The organism is Allobosea sp. Root483D1 (assembly GCF_001429505.1).
Classification (GTDB): Bacteria; Pseudomonadota; Alphaproteobacteria; order Rhizobiales; family Beijerinckiaceae; genus Allobosea.
In genome coordinates, this window is sequence record NZ_LMJW01000022.1 from 992,189 (window position 1) to 1,011,713 (window position 19,525).

Annotated in this window: 16 protein-coding genes; 8 read left to right on the top strand and 8 right to left on the bottom strand. The window is 67.3% G+C overall.

Translation table 11 applies throughout. The annotated features are described in order from the left end of the window. Nucleotides 1-12: 12 nt before the first annotated feature. From trpD to lexA, 5 genes are all read left to right on the top strand, one after another. Nucleotides 13-1,026 (top strand): anthranilate phosphoribosyltransferase, encoded by a 1,014-nt coding sequence (trpD, locus tag ASE66_RS27415; RefSeq protein WP_057192864.1) that lies wholly within the window; start codon nucleotides 13-15, stop codon nucleotides 1,024-1,026. An 8-nt stretch (nucleotides 1,027-1,034) separates the two neighbouring features. After that, nucleotides 1,035-1,904 carry an indole-3-glycerol phosphate synthase TrpC gene (gene trpC / locus ASE66_RS27420; protein ID WP_082613761.1) on the top strand — a complete coding sequence of 290 codons (870 nt, stop codon included), beginning with the start codon at nucleotides 1,035-1,037 and terminating at the stop codon, nucleotides 1,902-1,904. Then, the gene (gene moaC / locus ASE66_RS27425) at nucleotides 1,901-2,389 is read left to right on the top strand and encodes a cyclic pyranopterin monophosphate synthase MoaC (protein WP_082613762.1); all 489 of its coding nucleotides are present in this window, start codon (nucleotides 1,901-1,903) and stop codon (nucleotides 2,387-2,389) included. The genes trpC and moaC overlap by 4 nt, the downstream gene beginning before the upstream one ends. Further along, the gene (glp, locus tag ASE66_RS27430) at nucleotides 2,386-3,597 is read left to right on the top strand and encodes a gephyrin-like molybdotransferase Glp (RefSeq protein WP_057192865.1); all 1,212 of its coding nucleotides are present in this window, start codon (nucleotides 2,386-2,388) and stop codon (nucleotides 3,595-3,597) included. Before moaC ends, glp begins: the two co-directional genes overlap by 4 nt. Nucleotides 3,598-3,699: 102 nt before the next feature. Further along, nucleotides 3,700-4,431: a transcriptional repressor LexA gene (gene lexA / locus ASE66_RS27435; protein WP_057192866.1), complete on the top strand. Its 732-nt coding sequence runs from the start codon at nucleotides 3,700-3,702 to the stop codon at nucleotides 4,429-4,431. Here the strand turns inward: lexA and ASE66_RS27440 are convergent. Next, nucleotides 4,425-6,698 (bottom strand): ComEC/Rec2 family competence protein, encoded by a 2,274-nt coding sequence (locus tag ASE66_RS27440; RefSeq protein WP_156412349.1) that lies wholly within the window; start codon nucleotides 6,696-6,698, stop codon nucleotides 4,425-4,427. The two genes, lexA and ASE66_RS27440, sit on opposite strands and share 7 nt — an antisense overlap. 158 nt (nucleotides 6,699-6,856) lie before the next feature. Here ASE66_RS27440 and gltX point away from each other — a divergent pair, with 158 nt between their 5' ends. The 3 genes from gltX to ASE66_RS27455 all read left to right on the top strand — a co-directional run bounded on the left by gltX (nucleotide 6,857) and on the right by ASE66_RS27455 (nucleotide 10,967). Beyond that, the gene (gene gltX / locus ASE66_RS27445) at nucleotides 6,857-8,275 is read left to right on the top strand and encodes a glutamate--tRNA ligase (protein ID WP_057192867.1); all 1,419 of its coding nucleotides are present in this window, start codon (nucleotides 6,857-6,859) and stop codon (nucleotides 8,273-8,275) included. 268 nt (nucleotides 8,276-8,543) lie between these two features. Beyond that, a complete protein-coding gene (gene gltA / locus ASE66_RS27450; RefSeq protein ID WP_057192868.1) occupies nucleotides 8,544-9,833 on the top strand; it encodes a citrate synthase in 1,290 nt (429 codons plus the stop codon). A gap of 141 nt (nucleotides 9,834-9,974) precedes the next feature. Continuing rightward, the gene (locus tag ASE66_RS27455) at nucleotides 9,975-10,967 is read left to right on the top strand and encodes a Bug family tripartite tricarboxylate transporter substrate binding protein (RefSeq protein ID WP_057192869.1); all 993 of its coding nucleotides are present in this window, start codon (nucleotides 9,975-9,977) and stop codon (nucleotides 10,965-10,967) included. A 3-nt stretch (nucleotides 10,968-10,970) separates the two neighbouring features. On the opposite strand, the gene lpxB is transcribed toward ASE66_RS27455, so the two are convergent. From lpxB to rseP, 7 genes are all read right to left on the bottom strand, one after another. Further along, complete coding sequence (lpxB, locus tag ASE66_RS27460; protein ID WP_057192870.1) at nucleotides 10,971-12,146, bottom strand: lipid-A-disaccharide synthase; 1,176 nt, start codon at nucleotides 12,144-12,146, stop codon at nucleotides 10,971-10,973. Beyond that, entirely contained in the window at nucleotides 12,143-13,012 is an 870-nt protein-coding gene (locus tag ASE66_RS27465) for an LpxI family protein (RefSeq protein ID WP_057192871.1), read from the bottom strand. Before ASE66_RS27465 ends, lpxB begins: the two co-directional genes overlap by 4 nt. Further along, entirely contained in the window at nucleotides 13,009-13,818 is an 810-nt protein-coding gene (lpxA, locus tag ASE66_RS27470; RefSeq protein ID WP_057192872.1) for an acyl-ACP--UDP-N-acetylglucosamine O-acyltransferase, read from the bottom strand. The genes ASE66_RS27465 and lpxA overlap by 4 nt, the downstream gene beginning before the upstream one ends. Before the next feature lie 52 nt (nucleotides 13,819-13,870). Beyond that, nucleotides 13,871-14,329 (bottom strand): 3-hydroxyacyl-ACP dehydratase FabZ, encoded by a 459-nt coding sequence (gene fabZ / locus ASE66_RS27475; RefSeq protein ID WP_057192873.1) that lies wholly within the window; start codon nucleotides 14,327-14,329, stop codon nucleotides 13,871-13,873. Nucleotides 14,330-14,420: 91 nt separating this feature from the next. Continuing rightward, complete coding sequence (gene lpxD, locus ASE66_RS27480) at nucleotides 14,421-15,485, bottom strand: UDP-3-O-(3-hydroxymyristoyl)glucosamine N-acyltransferase (protein WP_057192874.1); 1,065 nt, start codon at nucleotides 15,483-15,485, stop codon at nucleotides 14,421-14,423. Between the two features lie 38 nt (nucleotides 15,486-15,523). After that, nucleotides 15,524-18,019: an outer membrane protein assembly factor BamA gene (gene bamA / locus ASE66_RS27485; RefSeq protein ID WP_082613825.1), complete on the bottom strand. Its 2,496-nt coding sequence runs from the start codon at nucleotides 18,017-18,019 to the stop codon at nucleotides 15,524-15,526. 340 nt (nucleotides 18,020-18,359) lie between these two features. Then, nucleotides 18,360-19,508: an RIP metalloprotease RseP gene (gene rseP / locus ASE66_RS27490; RefSeq protein WP_057192876.1), complete on the bottom strand. Its 1,149-nt coding sequence runs from the start codon at nucleotides 19,506-19,508 to the stop codon at nucleotides 18,360-18,362. Nucleotides 19,509-19,525 lie beyond the last annotated feature (17 nt).

Genomic DNA, 19,525 nt, shown 5'->3' on the forward strand with positions numbered 1-19,525 from the left:
GATCGAGTTCCCATGGACGACTTCAAACCCTTCATCGCCAAGGTCGCGACCGGCGCTTCGCTGTCGCGCGAGGAGGCCCGTGACGCCTTCGAATCCATGCTCTCCGGCGAGGTCACGAATGCGCAGGCTGCCGCCTTCCTGATGGCGCTGCGCGTGCGCGGCGAGACCACCGAGGAGATCGCCGGCGCCGTCACCGCCATGCGCTCGCGCATGCTCATCGTCGATGCTCCGGCGGACGCGATCGACATCGTCGGCACCGGTGGCGACGCTTCGGGCTCCTACAACGTCTCGACGCTGGCCTCGATCATCGTCGCGGCCTGCGGCGTCCCGGTCGCCAAGCACGGCAACCGCGCCGCATCCTCGCGCTCCGGCGCGGCCGACGTGCTGACCGCGCTCGGCGTCAAGGTCGGGCTCGAGCCGGCCGCGACCGAACGCTGCATTGCAGAGGCCGGCGTCGGCTTCATGTTCGCGCCGACCCATCACGCCTCGATGCGCCATGTCGCGCCGGTGCGCACCGAGCTCGGCACCCGCACCATCTTCAACCTGCTCGGGCCGCTCTCCAACCCCGCCGGCGTCAAGAAGCAGCTGATCGGCGCCTTCTCCGAGACCTGGCTCGAGCCGATGGTCAAGGTGCTGCAATCGCTCGGTTCGAAGACGGTCTGGGCCGTGCATGGCTCCGACGGGCTCGACGAGATCACCACGACGGGCCCGACCCGCGTGGTCGCGCTGAAGGACGGCAAGATCGAGAATTTCTCGATCGCTCCCGAAGATGTCGGCATCGCCCGTGCCCGGCCCGAGGATCTGCGCGGCGGCGAGCCGGCGCAGAATGCCAGGGCCTTGCAGGATGTGCTCGGCGGCGCCAAGATCCCCTTCCGCGACATCGCCGCCTTCAACGCAGCCGCGGCGCTCGTCGTCGCCGGCAAGGCGGCCACGCTCGGCGAGGGGCTGGCGCAGGCCTATGCGGTGCTGGACAATGGCAAGGCCAAGGCTGCGCTCGCGACCCTTGTCGCCAGCTCCAATGCGTGAGGCTGCCCATGTCCGACATCCTGAAGCGGATCGAGGCCTATAAGCGCGAGGAGATCGCGGCGGCGCGCATCGCCGTGCCGCAGGCCGAGATCGAGAAGCGCGCTGCGGCGATGCCGGCGCCGCGCGACTTCATCGGCGCGCTCGAAGCCAAGCATCGCGCCGGCGGTCCGGCCCTGATCGCCGAGATCAAGAAGGCCTCCCCCTCCAAGGGGCTGATCCGGCCGGACTTCGACCCGCCTGCACTGGCAAAGGCTTATGCCGAAGGCGGCGCAGCCTGCCTTTCGGTCCTGACCGACACGCCCTCCTTCCAGGGCCAGCCGGAATATCTTGGCGAGGCGCGCGCCGCTTCCGGCCTGCCCGGCCTGCGCAAGGACTTCATGTTCGAGCCCTACCAGGTCTTCGAAGCCCGGAGCTGGGGCGCCGACTGCATCCTGATCATCATGGCCTCGCTCGACGATGCCGCGGCGCGCGAGCTCGTCGCCACCGCCAAGGCGCTCGGCATGGCCGCGCTCGCCGAGGTCCATGACGAGGCCGAGCTGGAGCGCGCGCTGACGCTCGACACCAGGCTGGTCGGCATCAACAACCGCGACCTGCGCAGCTTCGAACTCAACCTCGCCGTCACCGAGCGACTGGCGCCGCGCGTGCCGAAGGACCGCTTGCTCGTCGGCGAAAGCGGCATCTTCAGCCATGCCGATATCGCCCGCCTGCAGGCCTGCGGCGTCAACACCTTCCTGGTCGGCGAGAGCCTGATGCGCCAGGCAGACGTGGCGGCTGCAACGCGCGAGCTTCTGACTGGCAAGACCGGAGCATTTTCAAGCGAAGTGGGTTCCGGTTCGCGTGAAGAAAATGCGACCACTCAAAAAGGGGCGGCGGCGTGAGCCGCCTCACCCATCTCGACCAGAAGGGCGCGGCCCATATGGTCGATGTCGGCGACAAGGCCGAGACCGTCCGCATCGCGGTCGCCGAAGGCCATGTCGTGATGCAGGCCGAGACGTTGGCCATCGTCCGCGACGGCGAAGCCAAGAAGGGCGACGTGCTCGGCACCGCCCGTCTCGCCGGCATCATGGCCGCCAAGCGCGCGCATGAACTGATCCCGCTCTGCCATCCGCTGCTGCTCACGAAGATCGCGGTCGACCTGTCGATCGACGAAACCCTGCCGGGCGTGCGCGTTCGCGCCGAGGTCAAGCTCACCGGCAAGACCGGCGTCGAGATGGAAGCGCTGACCGCCGTCAGCGTCGCCTGCCTCACCGTCTACGACATGGTCAAGGCGGTCGATCGCGCCATGCATATCGAAGGCATCCAGCTCGTGCATAAATCCGGCGGCAAATCCGGAACCTACGAGATCGCAGGGCCATCGGCATGAGCCTCACCCCAGTTCCCGTCGCGCTCAGGGCGCTGCTCGACAGCGTGCCCGGCCCGACGCCGGCCGAGACGCTGCCGCTGGCGCAATGCGCCGGCCGTGTGTTGGCTGAGGATGTCGTAGCGCTCAGGACCCAGCCGCCCTTCGCCAATTCGGCCATGGACGGCTATGCCGCCCGCGCCGCCGATCTGGAGTCGGGCAAAGAGCTGAAAGTCGTCGGCGAATCCGCCGCCGGCCGCGGATTTTCCGGTCCGGTCGGCCCGGGCGAGACCATCCGAATCTTCACCGGCGCGCCCATTCCAGATGGTGCCGACGCGATCTTGATCCAGGAGCATGCCGAGGGCGTCGGCAGCCCGGTCATCCGCGTCACCAAGCCGGCGAACAAGGGCCAGTTCATCCGCCCGGCTGGGCTTGATTTTGGGGCCGGCGAGGTCCTGCTGAAGGCCGGCCGCCGGCTCGATAGCGCCGCGCTCGGCCTCGCCGCGGCGGCGGGACATCCGACGCTCGCCGTCCGCCGCAAGCCGCTGGTCGCGATCCTCGCGACCGGCGACGAGCTCGTCCTGCCGGGTGAGCCGGTCGGTCCCGACCAGATCGTCGCCTCCAACAGCTTCGCCCTCGCCGCCTTGGTCGAGCAGGCCGGCGGCACGGCGCTCGATCTCGGCATCGCCCGCGACAACCATCCCGACCTCGCCGGCAAGATCGAGGCGGCGCTCAAGGCCAGGGCCGACGTGCTGATCACGCTCGGCGGCGCCTCGGTCGGCGAGCACGACCTCGTCCAGGCCGCGCTGAAGGCGCAGGGCATGGCGCTCGGCTTCTGGAAGATCGCCATGCGCCCGGGCAAGCCGATGATGATGGGCCGGCTCGGGCCCATGGTCGCACTCGGTCTGCCGGGCAATCCCGTTTCCTCGATCGTCTGCGGGCATCTCTTTGCGATGCCGCTGGTCGAAGCCCTGCTCGGCATCGCCGATCTCGAGCGCGACCGCAGCGAGCCCGCCATCCTCGCCAGCGATCTGCCGGCCAATGACGAGCGTCAGGACTATCTGCGGTCGACAGTCGAGACGATCGACGGCGAGCGACGCGTCCGCCCCTTCGCCAAGCAGGATTCGTCGATGCTGGCGAACCTGTCGCGCGCCGAGGCGCTGGTGATCCGCCCGGTCTTCGCCGAGGCGGCCAAGGCGGGCGATCCCTGCCGCATCATCCGGCTACGCTGACCGCCTCGCCCTACGCATGGCGCGTCTTGCGGAACACAAAGCGAACAGTTATGGTGTTCGTGCTTTGTTTCGATTCTAGCCCGAGAGGCGAGCGGCGCGACCATGCTGACACGCAAACAGTTCGAACTGCTTCGCTTCATTCATGAGCGCCTGCGCGAATCCGGCGTACCGCCCTCCTTCGACGAAATGAAGGACGCGCTCGACCTGCGCTCCAAATCCGGCATCCACCGGCTGATCATGGCGCTCGAGGAGCGCGGCTTCATTCGCCGGCTTCCCAACCGGGCGCGAGCCCTCGAAGTCATCAAGATGCCGGACGGGATCGGCGGACCGCAGGCGCAGCGCGCCCGCTTCAGCCCATCGATCGTCCAGGGCGGACTCGGCCAGACCCCGTCGGCACAGGCAGCCACCTTGGCGAAGCCGCGCCCCGCGGGCGCCGAGGAGAACGGGCGCTCCACCGTCTCCATACCGGTCATGGGCCGCATCGCTGCCGGCACGCCGATCTCGGCGATCCAGGATCGCAGCCACAGCGTCTCGATGCCGGCCGATATGCTCGGCGGTGGCGAACATTACGCGCTCGAAGTTCGCGGCGATTCGATGATCGAGGCCGGCATCCTCGACGGCGATACCGTCGTGATCCGTAAGCAGGACACGGCGAACACCGGCGACATCATCGTCGCCCTGATCGACGATGAGGAAGCCACGCTGAAGCGTCTGCGCAAGCGCGGCTCCTCGATCGCGCTCGAAGCCGCCAACCCGGCCTATGAGACGCGCGTCCTCGGACCCGACCGGGTCAAGATCCAGGGCCGGCTCGTCAACCTGATGCGGCGTTACTGAAGCGCCTCGGCCTCCTGTGCCGGCTCCGCAGTCGCAGGAGTCGGCGCGGGAGTTGGTTCTGGTGCCGGCCTCGGTTCCGGTCGCGCACGGGTCCAGGGACGCAGGCGCGCGACTTCGTCGGCCGTATAGGCGCGCCAGCCGCCGCGGGCAGCGTGATAGGCGGTTGCGCCGTCGCGGATGAGCGCGCTGCGGTCGATTAATCGAGCCGCGCAGGGCGCGCTCCAATAAAGCGACGTCACCACGAGATCGGCGCGCTGGCAGTCTTCGACCAGGGCAATGCGGTCGCGGGTATAAGCGACGCTGCGGCCATCCGGCAGGCGGACGACACAGCCGCGGGCATCGCAGGCGGCGCCTTCGCGCAAGGCCGCATCGTCGGGCGAGCGCGCATCGCCGTCGGCATGAAGCCATTGCGTCAGCACGAAGCGGCTCGGCTTGCCCGCCAGCACCATCTTCCCCTCCGGCCCGCGTACCAGCACGCCGGAACCGTCGCGCTCGATCAGGATGTCGGGCCGTGACGGAGCCGAAGCCAGCGCCAGCCCGCCGACCAGTGGCAACGCGGCGAGGAAACGCAGCGCCGTCGTCCACAAGGTCAGCCAGAGCAGCGACAGCGAGAACAGGATCAGGGCGAGCGAGCCGAAGGCCGGCAACACGAGCGTCGAGCGGTCGATACCGGCGACCCAGTGGGCGAGCTGGAGCACGAGGCCGGAGGCCCAACCCATCAGCGCCCAGGCCGGCCAGTCGAGCCCGAACGGATAGGCGAGCACGCCGAAGACCGCCGCCGGCATCACGATCAGCGAGACGAAGGGCAGCGCCAGCGCGTTGCCGAGCAGACCGAACGGGTTGAAGGTCTGGAAATGGAAGACGCCATAGGGCGCCGTCGCCACGGTCGCGACCATGGTGGTGGTCAGGATGCCGACGGCCGAGAGCCAGAGCGGCCGCAGTGGCCAGGGCCAGGACGCGGCGGCGGCATCGGGCGGGCGCTCCTGCCAGCGTTCGGCGAAGGCGATCAGCGCGGCCACCGCCCCGAACGACATCTGGAAGCTCGGGCCGAGCAGCGCCTCCGGCTCGCGCAGCAGCACGATGATCGCGGCGAGCGCGAGGTTGCGCATGCTGAGCGCCGGCCGGTCGACCAGGATCGCCCCCAGCATCACCAGCATCATGATCAGCGAACGCACGGTCGCGACATCAGAGCCGGAGAAGATGCAATAGGCCGTCGCGCCGAGCATGGCGGCGAGCGCGGCCAGTTTCTTCACCGGCCAGTACAGCGCCGCCGTCTGCGACAGCGCGAGCAGCGCCCGCGCCAACCAGAAGATCGTGCCGGCGGCGAGCACCATGTGCAGGCCGGAGATCGAGACGATGTGATAGATGCCGGCGGCGCGCAGGTCGTTATTGGTCGCTTCGTTGATCAGCCCGCGCTTTCCGGTGACGAGCGCCGCGGCCACAGCCCCTGCCTGCCCGCCGCCGCTCGTCGCGATGCGTTCGGTCAGCGCATTGCGGGCCTGGTCGATCGCGACCGCCAGAGCGAGCCGGCGCGGCATCGGGATTGGCGCCGGCGTGAGCGCGATCTTGCCGGCGATGCTGCCGACCGCGCCGATGCCCTGGAAGAAGGCGTCGCGGGCGAAATCATAGCCGCCGGGACGCGCCGGGCCGGGCGGCGGCAACAGGCGCGCCGTCGCGCTGATGTGATCGCCGGGCTTCAATGTCGTCACCGGCGTGGTGACGCGCACCCGTCGCGGCTGCAGCGCCGGCGCGATGCCCGGCAGGTCCGTGAGCTGGATGATGACACGCACGCCCTTCTCGCGCTGTTCGAGCGTCTCGACGAAGCCGGTGAGCTTGCCGACATGGTTGCGTGCGAGCGCCGGCGCCGCGATGCCTGCCGTCCGCCAGGTCGCGGCTGCAAAGCCGGCAAAGGCCGCAGCCGCGGCGATGCAGATCACCATGGCAGCCCGCCGCTGCCGCATCAGCAGCGCGGCGAGCACGCACAGCACCAACCCGGCCAGGGGCGCAGCCAGCCCCGGTTCGCGATCGGCGAGGAAGTAGAGTAGCACTCCGGCGCCCATGCAGACCGGCAGCCAGTTGAACAGCCGGCGTCGCTCGATCTCGGTTTCGAGCGCCCGGCGGAAAGGGCCACCCCAGTCGCTCAGCGGAAAGGATAGCGGCTGGGCGAAATCGGCCGCGCGCCGCAAGCGCGCCGGCAAGGCCAACGCGGCGACCCGCACCCTGCTACGGCGCTGTTCTGGCCCGTAGGAGAGCATCCGTCCCCCCATCGCGGCCGCGTGACGATCGTGCCCCCTCCTTGTCAGGGGCACTTAACGGCAGCCGGCAAGCCATGTTACAGCGGCGGCGCCGGATGTCAGCCCCGGCCGAGGCCCGCATCGACGCCGCCCTCGCCTCACGCTTACCCGTTCCGCCGGAGCCTCCTTTCATGAGTGACACGGTCGTCACGCGCTTCGCGCCGTCGCCAACCGGATTCCTGCACATCGGCGGTGCTCGCACTGCGTTGTTCAACTGGCTCTATGCCCGCCGTCATGGCGGCAAGATGCTGCTGCGCATCGAGGATACCGACCGCGAACGCTCGACCGAAGGCGCCATCGCCGCGATCCTCGACGGCCTCGCCTGGCTCGGCCTCGATTGGGACGGGCAGACCGTCTACCAGTTCCAGCGCGCCGCCCGCCATCGCGAGGTCGCCGAGCAGATGCTGGCGGCCGGCAAGGCTTATTATTGCTACGCGACCCCGCAGGAGCTCGAGGCGGAGCGCGAAGCTGCCCGCGCCGAGGGCAAGCAGTGGCGCTATGACGGGCGCTGGCGCGACCGCGATCCCGCGACCGCGCCCGAAGGCGTCAAGCCGGTGATCCGCCTCAAGGCCGAGCAGACCGGCGAGACCGTCGTCGAAGACGAGGTCCAGGGCCGCGTCACCTGGCAGAACGAGAACCTCGACGACCTCGTGCTGCTGCGCTCCGACGGCAACCCGACCTATATGCTCGCCGTCGTCGTCGACGATCACGACATGGGCATCACCCATATCATCCGCGGCTCGGACCACCTGACCAATGCCGCCCGCCAGACGCAGATTTACCAGGCGATGGGCTGGACCGTTCCCAGCATGTCGCACATCCCGCTGATCCACGGGGCGGACGGCGCCAAATTGTCGAAGCGGCATGGCGCGCTCGGCATCGAGGCCTATCGCTCGATGGGCTATCTGCCGGTCGCGTTGCGCAATTACCTGCTGCGCCTCGGCTGGAGCCATGGCGACCAGGAGATCTTCTCCCCTGAAGAGATGATCTCGCTGTTCAACCTCTCCTCGATCGGCCGCTCGCCGGCCCGCTTCGACTACGCCAAGCTCGAGAACCTCAATGGTCTCTACATGCGCGAGGCCAAGGATCACGAATTGATGATCGCGCTGAAGGCGATCTGGTCTGAGATCGGCCCGCCGCGCGGCATCGGCACGCAGCCGGCCCCGGAGCTGGAAGCCAAGCTGATGGCGGCGATGCCGGGGCTGAAGGAGCGCGCCAAGACGCTGATCGAGCTGATCGACAGCGCCTCCTATCTCTATGCCCAACGCCCGCTGGCGCTCGAGCCCAAGGCGGCAGCCCTGCTCGACGAGGCCGCGCGCCAGCGTATGCCGAAGCTGGCGCAGAAGCTCTCGGAAGTCGCCGACTGGGCGCCGCCGCCGCTGGAGAGCGCGATCCGCGATTTCGCCGAGGAGAGCGGCGTCAAGCTCGGTCAGGTCGCGCAGCCCCTGCGCGCGGCGCTGACCGGCAAGACCACCTCGCCCGGCCTGTTCGACGTGATGGCGGTGCTCGGCCGCGACGAGGTGCTGGCGCGGCTTGCCGACGCGGCCTGAAGGCCGGCAGAAAGGCTAATGACCGCTTGGTTGAACGCCTCGCGGAATTGGTCTAGCAACGCGCTGCGGACCGGCGGCTCCCGCTGCCGGTCCGGCACAAAAAATGCTTCAAAATCAGTCCGATGACCCCTTCCCGCCTGCCCGCCTCCGACATTCCCGTCATGGAGCCGTCATCGTGGGACGTTCGGATGACGCCGGAACGCGACAAGCAGCCGGCGCTCCGTCCGCCGGGGAATGACTGAAGAACGAGCCTGAAAGGATCGGATCCATGAGCGGAACTACCAGTCAGTTGACTGTCGACGGCAAGGCCGTCGACATGCCGATCAAAACAGGTTCGATCGGGCCGTCGGTCATCGACATCGCCAAGCTCTACGGCCAGACCGGGATGTTCACCTACGATCCCGGCTTCACCTCGACGGCGAGCTGCGAGTCGCAGATCACCTATATCGACGGCGACGAGGGCGTGCTGCTCTATCGCGGCTATCCGATCGAGCAGCTCGCCGAGCATGGCGACTTCCTCGAGACCTGCCACCTGCTGCTCTACGGCGAGCTGCCGACGGCGGCGCAGAAGGCGGATTTCGACTATCGCGTCACGCGCCACACCATGGTGCACGAGCAGATGGCTCGCTTCTTCCAGGGCTTCCGCCGCGACGCGCACCCGATGGCGGTACTGGTCGCCTCGGTCGGCGCGATGTCGGCCTTCTACCACGACTCGACCGACATCTCCGACCCGCAGCAGCGCATGATCGCTTCGATGCGGATGATCGCGAAGATGCCGACGCTGGCGGCGATGGCCTACAAGTACACCATCGGCCAGCCCTTCGTGTATCCGCTCAACTCGCTGGACTACACCTCGAACTTCCTGCGCATGTGCTTCGCGGTGCCGGCCGAGGAGTACAAGGTCAACCCGGTGCTCTCGCGGGCGCTCGACCGGATATTCATCCTGCACGCCGACCATGAGCAGAACGCCTCGACCTCGACGGTCCGGCTCGCCGGCTCGTCGGGCGCCAATCCCTTCGCCTGCATCGCCGCCGGCGTCGCGTGCCTGTGGGGGCCGGCGCATGGCGGCGCCAACGAAGCGGCGCTGAAGATGCTCGAGGAGATCGGCAGCGTCGACAACATCCCGAAATACATCGCCAAGGCCAAGGACAAGAACGATCCGTTCCGCCTGATGGGCTTCGGTCACCGGGTCTACAAGAACTACGATCCGCGCGCCAAGATCATGCAGAAGACCACGCATGAGGTCCTGGCCGAGCTCGGCATCAAGGACGATCCGCTGCTCGACGTCGCGATGGAGCTTGAGCGCATCGCCCTGCACGACGAGTACTTCATCGAGAAGAAGCTCTATCCGAACATCGATTTCTATTCGGGCATCACCTTGAAGGCGATGGGCTTCCCGACCTCGATGTTCACCGCGCTGTTCGCGCTGGCGCGCAGCATCGGCTGGATCGCGCAGTGGAAGGAGATGATCGAGGATCCGTCCCAGCGCATCGGCCGTCCGCGCCAGCTCTACACCGGCGCGCCCAAGCGCGACTACACCCCGATCGGCCGCCGCTGAACGGCACTGCCTTTAGGAACGAGGCCGCGACGGAACCCCGTCGCGGCCTTTATTGTTTCTGCTGATTGATGCATCAAACGCAGATGATGGTTGCGCTCGGCGCGTTACAGTCGCCGACCCATTTTGAAAGGTTCATCGCTCATGTCGACTGAGGGTCTCAGCCGCCGCGGCTTCCTCGCCGGTGCCACCGCCCTGCCCTTCGCCGGCGCGGCCGGCTCGGTGTCAGCGCAGGCGCAGTTCCCGACGCGGCCGATCTCGCTGATCGTGCCCTTCGCCGCCGGCGGCTCGACCGACATCGTCGCCCGCCTCGTCGGCCAGAAGATGGGCGAACTGCTCGGCCAGTCGATCGTGATCGACAACCGCGCTGGCGCCGGCGGCAATATCGGCTCGACCGCGGTCGCCCGTGCCACACCTGATGGCTATACGATTCTGATGGGCACGATCGCGACCCATGCGCTCAACCCGGCGATCCTGAAGACCGTGACCTTCGACGCCGTCAAGGATTTCACCCCGATCTCGCTGCTGGCGGTAGTGCCGAACGTCATGGTCGTGCATCCGGGCTTCCCGGCCAAGACCGTGCCGGAAGTGATAAAGCTGCTGAAGGACAATCCTGGCAAGTATTCCTACGCCTCCTCCGGCGTCGGCACGCCGCTGCACCTCTCCGGCGAACTGTTCAAGTCGCTCGGCGGCGTCAGCATGAACCATGTGCCCTATCGCGGCGCCGGCCCGGCGCTGAACGACGTCGTCTCCGGCGCGGTGCCGATCATGTTCGACAACCTGCCCTCTTCGGCCCAGTTCATCCGCAGCGGGCAGTTGCGCGCCATCGGCGTCACCACCAAGGAGCGGGTCTCGTCCTTCCCGGACTTGCCGACCCTCGCCGAGGGCGGGCTCGCCGGCTACGAGACCTATACCTGGAACGCGCTGTTCGGCCCGGCCAATTTGCCGCGCCCGATCGTCGACAAGCTCAACGCCACCGCCAACGCGGCCGTGAAGGACGCACATGTGAAGCAGCGCCTGGAGGATATCAGCGCCGTGATCGTCGGCTCGACGCCGGAAGCACTGGCCGAGCACGTCAAGGCCGAGCTGGCGAAATGGGCGCCGATCGCCAAGGCCTCAGGCGCTGTCGTGGAGTGACGACTAGCCGCCGACAGGATCCCGAACGAGGGCGAGCGCCGCGCTGACGGCGTTCGCCGCCGGGCTCGGCCCCGCGCTACGCATATCCTGCTCGACCGCCGCGAAACCATCGAGCTGGCGCTGGCGTGCCGGGCCATCGGCGATCGCGGCGAGAAGCGCCCCGGCCAAGGCCTGTGGCGAGGCGGCGTTCTGGATGAACTCCGGCACCACGCTCTCGCCCATGATCAGGTTCGGCAAGATCACGGTCGGCAACTTGATCAGCCGCCGCGCCAGCACGGCCTCCCAGCCCGCCCCTCTATAAGCTGCCACCGTCGGTACTTGCGCCAACGCGAGTTCGAGCGTCACGGTTCCCGAGGCGGCCAGCGCCGCCCTGGCCTGCCGAAAAGCCGCGAGCTTCGCCGCCTCGCCCGCCACGATCTCCGGCTTGATACGCCAATCGGCTGTAAGCGCCGTGATCTCCTTCACCAGGTGCGATACCGCCGGGAGCACGAAACGCGCCTGCGGCAGTCGCTCGGCGACGAGCGCGACCGCCTCGCCGAAGGGCGGCATCAGGTGATGGATCTCCGAGCGCCGGCTGCCGGGCAGCACCAGGATGGTCGGCGCCTCGGCGTCGCCACGCCGCGCCGCCTCCCCCGGCCCTGGTCGATAGTCCTGCAGCCGCTCGATCAGCGGGTGGCCGACATAGACGGTCTGCGGTCCGCCGAGCCGCTCCAGCGCCGCCGGCTCGAACGGCAGCAGCGCCAGGATCCGGTCGACATGCGGCTTCATCCGCCTGGCTCTTCCTTGCCGCCAGGCCCAGACGCTCGGGCAGACCCAATGAGCGGTCGGCACGGCCGGCGCGAGCTGCCGAAGCTTCTTCGCGACGCGCAGGTTGAAATCGGGCGCGTCGATGGTCAGGAGCAGGTCGGGCGCGAAGGCGGCAGCGGCCCGCGCCGCGTCCGAGATCCGGCGCAGCAGCAGCGGCAGACGCGCCACCACCGGGCCGAAGCCCATCACGGCAATGTCCTCCTGCGGGAAGATGCTGTGCAGCCCCTCCGCGATCAGCGCCTCGCCGCCGACGCCGGACAATTCCAGCGGTCGATCGCCCAGAACCTCACGCAGCCGCGCTACGAAACGTGTGCCGAGGGCATCGCCCGAAGCTTCGCCAGCCACGATGAAGAGCCTGAACGGGCGGATCACGCCACGCCCTCGATGAACAGGCCAGAGGCGTCCGCGAGCGTAACCAGCCGCTGCCGGTCGCCGACCAGCACCTTGCCGGCCTTGACCGCGATGCCGGCAAGACCGGCAGCCGCCACGCGCGTCACCGTGTCCAGGCCGATCGCCGGCATGTCGACCCTGAGATCCTGTCCGAGCTTGGGCGCCTTGACGAGCACGCCGTCGCCTTTGCCGAGCTTCAGGCGTCCGGCCTGGACGAGACCGGCGACGCGCTCGATCATCGCGTCGGTGCCCTCGGCTGCCTCGACGGCAACGACGCGATGATCGGCGACGATCGCCGCTTGTCCCATATCGAACGGCGAGAGCGCTGCGAGCAGGTTGAAACCGGTCGCGATCGCCTCGCGCGCGACGGCGGAAGGCTTGTGGCGCCCCAGTGCTCCAACGGGAGCGACGAGATCAGGCGCGATGTCGGCCGGCCCGAGCACGCGCAACCCCTGGCCCTCGAAAAAGCTGACGACGCCGCGCAACAGATGGTCGTCGCCGCCCTGGAAGGCGCGGGCGAAGTGAGGCAGGTATTTCAGGGTCGACAGTTCCGGCGCCAGCGCGCCGAAGCTCGGCCGCGGCAGGGCACCGACCATGACGATCTCGTCGATCTCGCGGCGCTTGACCTCGTCGAGAAAGCGCCCGAGCTGGCCGAGACGGTACTCCCGGGCATCATAGCTGGCGTAGTCGGCCGGATCGGCGGCGCCGGAGAGGATCGCCACATAAACGTTTGCGCCCTGCGCCGTGGCCGCGCTGGCAACCCGCAGCGGAAATTCGCCACGGCCGGCCAGGATCGCGACGCGTCGCCCCTGCGGTCGGCCAGCTGCGTCGGCCGTTCCTGCGCTCACCGCTCGGGCGCGTTGACGTCGCGCGGCACCGAAATCCCACGGTCGCCGCCGGCGCGGATGAAGTCGAGGATCTCGTGGATCAGCGGATGTTCGGCGAACTCGGTGGCAACGTCTTCGACCCGCTCCGAGAGTGTTCCTTCGTCGGCGAACAGCAGGCGATAGGCCCGGCGCAATTCGTGGATCTGCTCGCGCGAGAAACCGCGCCGCCTGAGGCCGACGAGGTTGAGCCCGGCGAGGTGAGCCGGGTTGTCACGGACCATCCCGAACGGGATGACGTCGAGCAGAACGCCGGAGCCGCCGCCGATGAAAGCGTGATCGCCGATCCGAACGAACTGTTGCAACCCGGTGCCACCGCTGACGATGACGAAATCACCGACGGTGACGTGGCCGGCGCACATGACATTGTTCGAGAAGATGACGTTGTTGCCGATCACGCTGTCATGGCCGACATGCGAATTGGCCAGGAACAGGCCGCGATCGCCGATGACGGTCTTCATGCCGCCGCCTTCGGTGCCGGGATTCATCGTCACGCCTTCGCGGATCACGCAGTCGGCGCCGATCGTCAGCGTAGAAGGCTCGCCCTTGTACTTCAAATCCTGCGGCGGGTGGCCGATCGAGGCGAAGGGGTAGACCTTGGTGCGCGGACCGATCGTCGTGCGGCCGGCGACGACGACATGGCTGATCAGCTCGACGCCGTCGCCGAGGGCGACATCGGGACCAACGGTACAGAACGGGCCGATCTTGACGCCCACACCCAGCTTGGCGGCCGGATCGACGATCGCCATCGGATGGATCGAGGTGTTCATGGCAGGGTCCTGCGTCTGGCCGGGAACGGGAGCATGCATCTGGGCTGCCCGTTCAGATGACCATGGCCGAGAGCTCGGCCTCGGCAACGAGCACGCCGTCGACCTTGGCCTCACCGCGGTAGAACCAGATATTGCGCTTGCGCGCCACCTTGGTGAGGTGGAAACGCAGCGTATCGCCAGGCCCGACAGGCTTGCGGAACTTCGCCTTGTCGATCGTGGTGAACAGCACGGTCGAGACGGCGAGCTCATCGCTGCCGCGCGCACTCACCACGAGCACGCCCGCCGTCTGCGCCATCGCCTCGATCATCAGCACGCCGGGGAAGACCGGACGGCCGGGAAAGTGGCCGGTGAACTGCGGCTCGTTGTAGGTGACGTTCTTGATGCCGACGCCGGACGCGTCCCCGTCGATCTCGACGACCTTGTCGACCAGCAGGAACGGATAGCGATGCGGAATGCAGGCCATGATCTTCTGGATATCGGCCACGCCAAGCGCTTTCGTCGCATCCGTCATCGTGTCGTTTCTCCTCGAACGCTTGCGACCCGCGCAGGCGCACGCCACCACCTGTCATCAAAAGCTGGTTTTGCCGGAAGCCGGCGCGAGATCAAGCGTTTTCGCTGCCGCCCGGCCCTTTACCACGCTTGGCAACGAGTTGCTTCACCAAGGCGATCTCGCGCGCCCAGCTCAGCGCCGGCTGCGCGGGAGAACCGCCATAACGCGCGCCGCGTGGAACATCGCCAACGACACCGCTCTGCGCCGCGATCTGCGCGCCCATGCCGATGGTCAGGTGCCCGGCCAGGCCGACCTGCCCGCCGAGCACTACAAAATCCTCAAGCGTGCTGGAGCCCGCCATGCCGACCAGGGCGCAGATGACGCAATGTCGGCCGATCACGCAGTTGTGCCCGATCTGCACGAGATTATCGATCTTGGTGCCCTCGCCAATCACCGTGTCGCGGCTGGCGCCGCGGTCGATCGTGGTGTTGGCACCGATCTCGACATCGTCCTGGATGATGACGCGGCCGACCTGCGGCACCTTCATGTGCCCTTGCGGCCCCATCGCGAAACCGAACCCGTCCTGGCCGATGCGCGCGCCCGGATGGATGATGACGCGATTGCCGATCAAGGCGGCCTGCAGCGTCGAGCCCGCGCCGACCGAGCATTGCCGCCCGATCCGGACCTGCGGGCCGATGACGGCGTTCGGCCCGATCACCGTGCCGGCACCGATTTCCGCACCCGGCCCGATCACCGCCCCCGGATCGACCGTGACGTCGGCTTCAAGCCTTGCCGTCGCATGCACGAAAGCGCCCGGCGCAACGCCGGCCGAGCCGAACATCGAGCCCGGCCGCAGCGCCTGCGGGTGGAACGTCGACAGCAGCTTGGCGAAGGCATGGTACGGAGCCGGCGTGACCAATGCGACCGTGCCGGCCGGCACGCGCGCGGCAAAGCGCGTCGAGACGAAGCAGAGCGCCGCCGCGGTTCCGGCTAGCGCTGCGACGTATTTCGGATTGTCCATGTAGGCGGCATCGCCGCCGCCGGCCGTTTCGAGCGGGGCGACGCCCTCGACCCGGCGTGCCGGATCGACTCCATCCGGCAAGGCGACGCCTGACAGGGAAGCGACCTCGCTGAAGGACAGCGAGGTCGCGATCGGAAAGAAACTGGGTTCTGCCATTAGCTGGTCCGTTGTGGGGCGCTCACGCGCCCCACAGGTCAGAAGCGGGTGCCGCCCGAGAAGCGGAAGGCCTGGACGCGGTCGCCGCCGTACTTGCCGGTGATCCCGGTGCGCGGATCGGTGCCGATCTGGCCGTCGTCCTTCGAGAGCGCATAGGCGTAGTCGAAGCGGATCGGGCCAAGCGGCGACTGCCAGAGCAAGCTCACGCCGACGGACGAACGCAGCACGTTCTTGTCGCGCACACAGGCGATGTTGTTCTGGTAAGGCACGCCATAGGTCGAGTCGATCGCGACGTTGAACTGGCGCGCCTCGCTGCCCGCCGGGCAGGCGAAGCCGCCGACCTTGCGGCCGCCGTCATAGTTGAACAGCGTGCCGGCGTCGGCGAAGACCGCGCCCTTCAGGCCGAGATCGCGCGGCAGGCCGAAGATCGGGAACTGCACTTCGAGCGAGGCGCCGAAATAGGTGGTGCCGCCGAGCGCGTTCGCCGTCGGGTCGTTCGAGACGTCGCGCGGGCCGATGCCGGAGGGCGCGAAGCCACGCACCAGGGTCGGTCCGAGGAAGTAGTGGTCGATCATGCGCAGATCGCCGCTGGTGGCCTGAACGTGACCGCCCTGGAGCCGGGCGATACCGACGAAATCCTCAAGGAACTCCTTGTAGTAGCGCGCATCGGCGCTGACGCGCAGGAACTTCGAATCGCCGCCAAGACCGGCGAACTCCGGCTTCAGCTCGGCGATGAAGCCGTTGCGCGGGCTCTGGTAGTTGTCGAGCGAATTGTAGTTGAAATTCAGGCCGACCAGCGAAGTCAGAGTCGTGCCCTGAGCCTCCTTGACCGCGACCGTGGCCTCGCCGTTCGTCAAGCAGTTGAAGGCCTGCGTAGCACCCGTCGCGCCCGGCGTTCCGGGGGTGATCCCGAATTGCGGGAGACTGCAGTCGTTATAGGGCTGCGAGAAGGTGTTCGGGATTTTGATCTCGGTCGTATAGATCGAGTAGCGCGGCGTGATCGAGAACTCTTCCGTGATCGGGAAGGAGAAGCGCACCTGGCCGCCGGTCACCCGGCTCTCGAAATAACCGATATTGGTGTTGTCGTTGAACTTCGAGAAGAGGTCGAAGCCCGCCGCGATGCGGTGACCGAGGAAGTACGGCTCGGTGAACGAGAAGTCGATGCCCTGGGTCCGCTGACCGAGGGTGCCGGCGATTCGGACGAACTGACCGCGGCCGAGGAAGTTCGACTCGGACAGCGAGACTTCGCCGATGATGCCGTCCGAGGTCGAGTAGCCACCCGCGACCGAGAACGAGCCGGTCGCCTTATCCTCGACGTCGATGTTGACGACCACGCGATCGGGCGCGCTGCCCGGCTCGTTGGTGATGCGGACCTTGTTGAAGAATCCGAGATTGTTCAGGCGGCGCTCAGCCCGGTCGACGAAGACCTTGTTGTAGGCGTCGCCCTCGCCGAGATCGAGCTCGCGGCGGACGACATAGTCGCGCGTGCGGGTGTTCCCGCGCACATTGATGCGCTCGACATAGACCCGCGGGCCTTCCTCGACGACATAGGTGATGCCGATCTGCTGGCCGGCCGCATCGCGCTCGCCGCGCGGACGAACCTGCGCGAAAGCATAGCCACGCTTCGCCACCTCGGTGGTCAGGGTGACCAGCGAACGCTCGACAGCCTCGGCGTTGTAGGTATCGCCGGCGGAGGTGTTGACGAGCGACTGCAGCGCAGCGGGATCGACATCGCGCAGCCGGGAATCGACCGCGACATTGCCGACCTTATACTGCGGGCCTTCATCGACTGCGACGTCGACGACCCAGCCACCCGCCGCATCGTCGAAGCGCGCATCGTTCGCGACGATGCGGAAGTCGGCATAGCCGTTCTTCAGATAATAGCGGCGAACCAGCTCGAGGTCGGAATTGATCCGGTCCGGATCGTAGACGTCGGACGTCTTGATCCAGCTCAGGAAGTTCGACTCGGTCGAGGTCATCAACCCGCGCAGGCGCGACGAGGAATAGGCGCCGTTGCCGCTGAAATTGATCGACTTGATGCCGGTCTTGCCGCTCTCCACGATGGTGAAGACCACGTCGGAGCGGCCGTTCGGCAGCGGCTGGATACGGCCGCTGATCGTGGCCAGGCCGTAACCGGCGCGACGATAGACGTCCTTGAGACGCTCGACGTCGGCATCGATGAGTTGCTGGCTCAGCGGGCCGCGCGCTTTGGACTGGACCTGACCGAGCAGCATATCGCCCTTCAGGCGACGGTTACCCTCGAAGGCGACACGGTTGATCGTGTCGTTCTCCTGGACGGAGACGACGGTCTGCGCCCCGCGGCGGCTGACCTGAACGTTGGAGAACAGGCCCGTCGCCATGAGATTCTGGCGAATCTCCTGCGGGTTGCCCGAACCCTGCCCCGCCACATAGGAGCGGATCGTCTCCGCATCGACACGACGGTTGCCTTGGACAATCACGGATTGCGCGAACACCACGCTACCGCTGACGGCCACCATGATGGCCGCAAGTCCGACTGATCGAGAGAGCCGCATGCGCAAGGACCGGCTCTGAAGCGTCGACGTCATCGGGTCGCCTATTCCATTCTTTGGGTCACCCCCCCGCGAGCGGGGAACCCCGCTACAGGCGAGGCTCGGCGACATTGAAGACCAAACGCTTCTACAAAGTTTCCCGCAGGGTGCAAACCGCCATTGTCGTTAACAAAAGATTTTTGCGGGGGTCGTTGCCGGGAGGTCACGCGCACCGTTCGAAAAACCGACCCAGCCTATGAAAACAGGCTATAAAAAGCCACAATCCAGAGGTGCGGGCCGGCTTTGACGGCAGGCGCTTCAGCCCGGTGCAATCTGGTTTGCCCGGGACTGACGGCCGGAAGGGTCAGAGCAGCGAACGAACGTGGACGAGGTCGTTCCAGGTCACGAACAGCATCAGCATCAGGACGAGTCCCAGTCCCATTCGGAACCCGATTTCCTGCGCGCGCTCACTCAGCGGTTTCCCGCGCAGCGCCTCGATCGCATAAAACAACAGGTGTCCGCCATCGAGCATGGGCACCGGGAACAGGTTCATCAGCCCGATCGAGACCGACAAGATCGCCGCGAGATTGATCAGCGCCAGCAGCCCGCCGCTGGAGGCGACCATGCCCGAGACCTGGGCGATGCGGATCGGCCCCGAGAGCTGGTCGGTCGATTCCTTCCCCTTGATCAGCTTGGCGATGTAGTCATAGGTCCGCTCGACCACGAACCAGGTCTCGTTCAGGCCGAGCAACACGGATTCGCCCAGGCTGAAATGCTGGGTCGACCAATCCTCGGGCTTCGCCGAAGCCTGGACGCCAATGATCCCCAGCCGCTGCTTGCCCAATGGCGAGGAGGTCTCGACCAGATCGGGCGTTACCGAGACCACGACGTCGGCGCCGCCGCGCTCGACCGTCACAGGAAAGGTCTCGCCGGGGCGGATCGAGATCGCCCGTTGCAGATCGGCAAAGCTCTTGACGTCGCGGCCGTCGACCTGGCGGATCAGATCGCCTGACTGCAGGCCGGCGCGCGCCGCGGCTCCGCCGACCGTGACGGCGTCGACGCGAGGCGCCAGGACCGGCTTGCCGAGGAAATAGGCCGTCCCGCCGAAGATCAGGATGGCGAGCAGGAAATTGGCGATCGGTCCGGCAGCGACGATCGCGGCCCGTTCGCCGACCGATTGGGCCGGAAAGGACCGGTCGCGTTCCTCACGGCTCATGCCGGTGAGCGAATCGGACGTGGTCGAGCTGGTAGCATCGGCGTCGCCCGAAAACTTGACGTAGCCGCCAAGCGGAATCAGCGCGAAGCGCCAGCGCGTGCCGTGCCGGTCGTTGAAACCGAACAGCTCGCGCCCGAATCCGATCGAGAACGTCTTCACATCGACGCCGCACCAGCGCCCGACCAGGAAATGGCCGAGTTCATGCACGAACACGACGAGAGTGAGGACGAACAGGAACGGCAGCAGATAGCCCAGCAGGAAACTCGCCGCGTGCCAGACCGATCCGACGATATCCATAAAACTCTCCCGACTTC

Bases quoted from the DNA above. Each gene is read 5' to 3' on its own strand.
- trpD (WP_057192864.1), top strand. From the start codon at position 13: ATGGACGACTTCAAACCCTTCATCGCCAAGGTCGCGACCGGCGCTTCG.
- trpC (WP_082613761.1), top strand. From the start codon at position 1,035: ATGTCCGACATCCTGAAGCGGATCGAGGCCTATAAGCGCGAGGAGATC.
- glp (WP_057192865.1), top strand. From the start codon at position 2,386: ATGAGCCTCACCCCAGTTCCCGTCGCGCTCAGGGCGCTGCTCGACAGC.
- lexA (WP_057192866.1), top strand. From the start codon at position 3,700: ATGCTGACACGCAAACAGTTCGAACTGCTTCGCTTCATTCATGAGCGC.
- ASE66_RS27440 (WP_156412349.1), bottom strand. From the start codon at position 6,698: ATGGGGGGACGGATGCTCTCCTACGGGCCAGAACAGCGCCGTAGCAGG.
- gltX (WP_057192867.1), top strand. From the start codon at position 6,857: ATGAGTGACACGGTCGTCACGCGCTTCGCGCCGTCGCCAACCGGATTC.
- gltA (WP_057192868.1), top strand. From the start codon at position 8,544: ATGAGCGGAACTACCAGTCAGTTGACTGTCGACGGCAAGGCCGTCGAC.
- ASE66_RS27455 (WP_057192869.1), top strand. From the start codon at position 9,975: ATGTCGACTGAGGGTCTCAGCCGCCGCGGCTTCCTCGCCGGTGCCACC.
- lpxA (WP_057192872.1), bottom strand. From the start codon at position 13,818: ATGAACACCTCGATCCATCCGATGGCGATCGTCGATCCGGCCGCCAAG.
- fabZ (WP_057192873.1), bottom strand. From the start codon at position 14,329: ATGACGGATGCGACGAAAGCGCTTGGCGTGGCCGATATCCAGAAGATC.
- lpxD (WP_057192874.1), bottom strand. From the start codon at position 15,485: ATGGCAGAACCCAGTTTCTTTCCGATCGCGACCTCGCTGTCCTTCAGC.
- bamA (WP_082613825.1), bottom strand. From the start codon at position 18,019: ATGCGGCTCTCTCGATCAGTCGGACTTGCGGCCATCATGGTGGCCGTC.
- rseP (WP_057192876.1), bottom strand. From the start codon at position 19,508: ATGGATATCGTCGGATCGGTCTGGCACGCGGCGAGTTTCCTGCTGGGC.